The organism is Halalkalibaculum sp. DA384 (assembly GCF_043951955.1).
Lineage (GTDB): Bacteria > Bacteroidota > Rhodothermia > Balneolales > Balneolaceae > JAMQKA01.
Window position 1 is genome coordinate 1 of the sequence record NZ_JBINJE010000063.1, and the last position, 6,048, is coordinate 6,048.

The 6,048-nt window shown below is 51.6% G+C and carries 6 protein-coding genes; 4 read left to right on the forward strand and 2 right to left on the reverse strand.

The window, feature by feature from the left end; genetic code table 11:
• Positions 1 to 211, forward strand: a 211-nt coding sequence (locus ACG2E4_RS18010) for a hypothetical protein (protein WP_395277457.1), incomplete at its 5' end; no start/stop codon positions are given.
• Between the two features lie 125 nt (positions 212 to 336).
• Here the strand turns inward: ACG2E4_RS18010 and ACG2E4_RS18015 are convergent.
• Positions 337 to 489: a hypothetical protein gene (locus ACG2E4_RS18015; RefSeq protein ID WP_395277458.1), complete on the reverse strand. Its 153-nt coding sequence runs from the start codon at positions 487 to 489 to the stop codon at positions 337 to 339.
• 314 nt (positions 490 to 803) lie between these two features.
• Here ACG2E4_RS18015 and ACG2E4_RS18020 point away from each other — a divergent pair, with 314 nt between their 5' ends.
• From ACG2E4_RS18020 to ACG2E4_RS18030, 3 genes are read left to right on the forward strand one after another with little or no spacing between them, the layout of a single operon-like run.
• Positions 804 to 4,823: a T9SS type A sorting domain-containing protein gene (locus tag ACG2E4_RS18020; protein WP_395277459.1), complete on the forward strand. Its 4,020-nt coding sequence runs from the start codon at positions 804 to 806 to the stop codon at positions 4,821 to 4,823.
• 27 nt (positions 4,824 to 4,850) lie between these two features.
• Positions 4,851 to 5,546 (forward strand): hypothetical protein, encoded by a 696-nt coding sequence (locus ACG2E4_RS18025; RefSeq protein ID WP_395277460.1) that lies wholly within the window; start codon positions 4,851 to 4,853, stop codon positions 5,544 to 5,546.
• Positions 5,547 to 5,557: 11 nt separating this feature from the next.
• The gene (locus ACG2E4_RS18030) at positions 5,558 to 5,734 is read left to right on the forward strand and encodes a hypothetical protein (RefSeq protein WP_395277461.1); all 177 of its coding nucleotides are present in this window, start codon (positions 5,558 to 5,560) and stop codon (positions 5,732 to 5,734) included.
• A 108-nt stretch (positions 5,735 to 5,842) separates the two neighbouring features.
• On the opposite strand, the gene ACG2E4_RS18035 is transcribed toward ACG2E4_RS18030, so the two are convergent.
• Positions 5,843 to 6,048 (reverse strand): hypothetical protein (locus ACG2E4_RS18035; RefSeq protein WP_395277462.1); only part of this gene is annotated, 206 nt, incomplete at its 5' end.

The following is a 6,048-nucleotide window of genomic DNA, read 5'->3' on the forward strand; positions in this document are numbered from 1 at the left end:
GATACCGGAAGAAGTGCTGTCTGATGAGGGAGCGAGCTACAAATGCTACCCTGCCCTTCCCGGCCTTGAATGGGGCGCGGAAGCCGAAGCAGGCGGTTGTGGATGCCCTGCCGGTGAGGACTTTGATAGCGGGCAACTTGCGGGACGGACCATCAACATCCACGCCTGCACAGGCGGCAGCGTTTGCCCCATTCACCGCCTTGATTGTTGAGTCCCTTTTGTATCAAGACGAGGGACACCTCTGTTGAGGAAAATAATATTCTCTGAGGGATTACCATATAGAATGCATCGATGTAACGTGAGGCTGTCCAAAAAGTCCAATAAGGGGAACGCCACTTAAATAATTAAGGCGTGGTCAATCTCCCTAAATCCCTCTTCTTCAAGAGGGACTTTATGGTCGCTCATTCCATACATGAAGAGCTGTTTTTTCATCATTGAGTTCCTCCTTGGAGAAGGAGGACAGGAGGATTGATCTTCGGTTTCTTCCACAAACCTAAATTATTATTGAATGCAACTATCTGTCGAGACTTTTTGGACAGCCTCTACCAGCATTTTGCAGTGCAGTTACGGTACCCGAACTGGTTCTCAGGAGTACGGGATCCCGATCATGGTTGTAGGTGGAAATCATTACGCATTTTATCAGTTATAAAAGAGGTTGAAACGATTTCATCCAGCCTGTTCAAGCGGAATATGATATACTGTGTGCAGGCATCAAGTTATATTATAAGATTCGATTTTTACCGAAATTTGTAATATTATTTTGGCTTAGATTAATATGTTTTTACTAACTGGTTCGGGGATAGATGAACTACTTCAGGATTGTGCAAAAGCTGGCCGGAGGGGTGATATCGTTCATCCTCTGCTGCCTGTTTATGATTGCCATACCCCTGAGAGCCCAGGAAATATTACCGGACAATACAGTTGAGCCCTCCGATCGTTGGATCACCTATTCGAGTAACGACCTGTTCTTGATCAATGAGGAGCCGGCACCACGAGGTACGGTCGTCCAGGTGTTTGACCCGGATGGAGTGCTGTGTGGAATAATTGTAACGGAAGAGAGGGGGCGGTTCGGGCCGATGAGAGTCTACGGAGATGATCCCGGTACCGAAGTCGATGAGGGCGCGGAGCCGGGCGACCCGTTGACACTCAAGGTCAATGGAGTGGAGGCGGTTCCGGAAGAGCCTGAGAAACTGGTGTGGGCCGAACAGGAAGAGCGGATACTGCTGGATATAAGCATTACAGGTCCGATAGTTTCCGTCAGCCAGCCGGTTCTTGATTTAGGGACCGTCAGGGCGGGAACCACGATTGATCAGAATTTGACGATAGAGAATACCGGGCTGGAAGAGCTCCGCATCGACTCCATTACGGTTCTTCCGGGTGCGCTTAACCCGGCCTTCACATTTAACCCGGAAGAATCGCGAATTGGCGTCGACAATCAACTGGAGGTGCAAGCCTCGTTTAATTCCCGGGACATACAGGGTGATATTCGGGGCGTTTTGCTGGTATACTCAAATGCCCTGAACTGGATGCCAACACAACTTAACCGCCTGGAGAAATCTGCTCCTTACGACCTCGATTACGATATTACGGGCATTCCTTATCTGGTTCCATTTTCTGCAACGGTCGAGTCGGGGGTCATTCCGTCGGATCAATGGATCAGTTTCTATAGTGAGGTCAATACGACGCTGGATGGAGAGCCGGTACAGCCAGGGACGGTGATCAATGCCTACGACCAGAGTGGAACCATAGCGGGTTCGGATACGGTGGAGTATCCCGGCGGATATGGAATGAGGGTGTACCGGGACAATCCTGAAACCCGGGTGGATGAAGGTCTTGAAGAGGGGGAAGTTATTGAATTCAGGATTGACGGGTTACCGGCAACCCCGGTCAATGGCGTAACCCCGACATGGACTCTGGAAAACGAACATTCGTCGTTGCCGCTCCGGGCGACTTCAAACAATCCGCCGGAAGTGGTACAACCTGTTGAGGACCAGGAGATGGATGTCACGGATCAGGCGATTACCCTGAACCTTGAGAACTATTTTTTGGATCCGGAAGGAGGGCCCTTGACGTTCAGCGCCATGGCGGAAATTCCCTCTGTTGCCGCGGTGGAAGTCAGTGGCAGTACGCTCACAATTGAAGCGCAGTCGCCGGGCACAACAACAGTGGGAGTTTGGGCGGAAGATGACCAGGGGGGCACAACCCAACGGTCTTTTTCCGTGACCGTTACAGATTCGCCTCCGGCAGCGCCTGGAAATCTCTTTGGATACCAGTCGGCGGATACCCTCATTACGAGCTGGTCACCCAGTGAAGCCCCCGACCTGCAGGGCTACAAATTATATCGCTCCACCGAAAGCGGGTTTTCCGTCAATGAACAATCCCTGCTTACCGATACATTGACAACCTCTTCGTTTCATGATATCGAGGTCGAGGGGGAACAGTTCTACTATTACCGGGTGGCGGCTTATGATACGGCAGGGAACCAGAGCGAATCTTCTGACGAAATCTCGGTCTACTTTGACAACACTCCGCCTTCGGCTCCCGGGAGCGTAACAGCCGAAAACTTTGACCTGGGGGTCCGGATCGATTGGGAAGCCGTTGGGGCGGCAGATTTTGCGAGCTACCAACTGTATCGGGGCCGGGATGCTGAATTTTTACTGAATCAGCAAACTTTGCTCGCCGGGGGACTGAAATCCGCTCACTTTAGTGATACCCTGGGCGCAGTCCAGGGAAGGTTTTACTATAAAGTGACGAGTCTGGATACCACCGGGAATGAGAGTGAGGCTTCAGAATTGCTGGCTGTTGAATATGATAAAAATCCGCCGGAAGCGCCCCTCGGTCTGGAGGGAGAAATTGCCGGAGATGGAATACTTTTGACCTGGCAACCCGTGAATACCGAAGACCATCATCACTATGAAGTTTTCAAGTTGCCTGAACCCGATTCCGGCTTGAACGATGCAGAGCATCTGACCAGTACGCAGGATACGACGGCTTCCTACTCTGTTGCGGGCTCTGCCGGCACGCATTACTATACGGTAACAGCCGTGGATACGGCGGGAAATGCAAGCACTCCGGCCGAAGTAGTGGATATCCAGTTTGACCAGGAGGCTCCACCGGTTACGCAGAACCTCAAAACGACGGTAACCGATACCGGTGTTGTACTGCAGTGGGACGAGGCTGTCAGCGACGATCTGGCTGAATACCGGGTATACAGGAGTGATACTGAGAGTATTGAGCAGACGGCCGACTTTTTACTGGCCGATGAAATTACAGATACGCTCTTTACGGATCGGCCGGGTGAGCGGGAGAGCTATCTGTATTACGCGGTCACCTCGGTGGACACGGTCGGTAATGAAAGTAACTTGTCGAGCATTCAGAGGGTCTATGTTGACAACATTCCCCCGCGTGCACCAGAGATTACCGACATCGAATGGGAAGAAACGGGGCTCCGGGTTGAGTGGTCTCCGGTTGAAAAAGGAGATCTCCATTCCTATGCGCTGTACCGGAATAGAACGGCGGGAGAGTTCGAAAAATCACAGTTGCTGGAGGATTCCCTTTCCGCTACGACGTTTTTGGATGAGACGGTGACGGGAGGTACTACCTATTATTACAGCATAACGGCAACCGATACGCTTGGGAACGAAAGTCCCTGGTCAGAGGCGGCCAGTAAGTCATACATCAATGAGTGGAGCTATATATATGAGCCCGGCTGGCATCTGGTAAGTCGACCGATTGCGGTGGCAGACAGCGCTGTCGAAACGCTGTTCCCGGGCGTCGATCCTCAAACATTGTATGCCTATGACGGCAGCTATCGTCCTGATTCGGTGGTAGCCGTCGGGGCGGGATACTGGCTGCGTATCGATGAGCCAACCGAGGTGATGATGAAGGGACCACCCGTTGAGCAAATTTCGGTTCCTCTGAAAACCGGCTGGAACTTGATTGGGGCCCCGGTGGACTCGGTACTGGATCTGGCGATGGTTCAGGATCCGGGAAATATTATCATTGACGGCACTTACCAGGGCTATGCCGGGGCCTACCAGGCGGTCGAGAAGCTGGTTCCGGGCCGGGGCTATTATGTCCGTGCCGCTGAACCGGGAACCATCGTAGTGGGGGCTGGCCGCAAGACAAAAGAGAGGGAAAAAGTCGACCGGGAAACGGTAGCGGTCTCCGAAGTAACCGACCGTTTTGACCGCCTTACTTTCGGCAGCGGAGAGGTAACGCAACATCTTTATATGGGAGGCTCGCTCAGCGACGACTGGAGCAAGCGCAATTTTTCACTGCCCCCGGCTCCCCCGCAGCCTGTGCTGGATGTACGGTTTGACGGCGACTACCGCCTTGCGGAAAAGGATAGCGTACTTATAGAATTGAAGGCCGGGGAATATCCGGTATCTGTTGAGCTGAACCATAGTCAGCATGCGGGCACTTATGAGTTAAAGCTGTTCAGGAAGGGACAGCAAACGGAAACAAGAACGCTGGCTGCGGGTGATGTTCGCTACATCAACGACCCCGTAGATTATATTGCTCTTTTCCCATTATCTGATAATCAGCAGGCGGTGCCTGAGCAGGTAGAGCTGAAACCAAACTATCCCAATCCATTCAACCCGTCAACAACAATCCGGTACGCCATTCCCGAGGCGCTCAAGGTGACGCTGGAGGTGTACGACCTGCTGGGACAAAAAGTGGCGACGCTGGTGGACAAAGAGCAATCCGCGGGGAACTACCAGATCCCGTTCAATGCATCTGATCTCTCCAGCGGACTCTATTTCGTGCAGATACGGGCCGGTTCGTACCAGGAGGTCCAGAAAATAACACTGGTTAAATAACTGAATTTTGGAGTCGGCTAAACAACCATGCGAGTATTAGTCATTTATAGCATTCTTGCATTTATCATGACCCAGTGTCCGCTTGAGGAGCACCGGTTTACGGCATCGGTAAATCCTCCGGGAACTGGGACGGTAAGTACAGATACCGCCTACTATCGTGATATGGTCACCATCGAGGTTCAGGCTGTTCCAAACGAGGGGTGGGAGTTTGCCGGCTGGTCGGGGGATACGGCGTCTACCGAAAATCCGCTTATCTTTACCATTACAGAAGAGACCGACCTGGTGGCCAATTTTCAACGCCCGGAAGCTCCCCTGGCCGCTTTTACGGAAGAGCTGACAATATCGGACGGGAAGAACAGCAGTACCCTGTTTTTTGGAATGCAGGAAGGGTCGACCAGTGGCTTCGACCCTTCAGCTGATATCGAAGCGCCTCCCGCTCCACCCGGGGGCTCATTTTACGCTTTCTTTCGTATTGAAGGGTATAACCTGCGGGGCGATATGCGCCCGGTTACCCGCGATGAAGTGGTATGGGCGCTCGCGATGGCCCCGGAAGAGGGAGAAGGGCCAGTCAGGTTAAGCTGGGATCTCAGTAGTACCCGGCATGTCGGTTCGTTGACCCTGGCAGATAGTTCCGGGTCGCCAGCTGTTGAAATTGATATGAAATCAGAAAACAACTACGAGGTGGACGATTCCGTGAATCGATTATACCTGATCAGTAATTGAGGGGATTTGATATGGAGTGCCAAAAGGCACTGCAAACTGTTATTTTGCCAATATCGGCATCTTTGCGCATTCCAAATCCTCTGTTGTGGATTTTAAGCGGCGGCTTTGAATTCGATCACGGTGTTCTCGGACAAAACTCTTGGTTTTTCAAAAATTCATTCCATTCATTAGGACTTGTAAAAAATTAAGAAAGCCTTTCCCACCGCAGAGGTGTTCCTTTTTGTTTGAACAAGACACCCAAAATTCACCGGCAGAAATTAGTTATTGGTTATTAGGAATTAGTTATTAGTTAAGACCTATAAATAACTAATAACCAGTAACAAATAACCAAACCGCGCCTTCGCTGCGTTTGCCCGGGGCGGCTCAGAAATCGCCATGCCGGAGAGGATAAGACCATTTTCTACGCAAGCGCCCAAAGTCCAGAAAATCCCTGCTACAGGTGCCAGCAACGTCTCCCAACGTTGATAAGCAGGAGCCACAAATGAAGTTCCAATAGAACAAC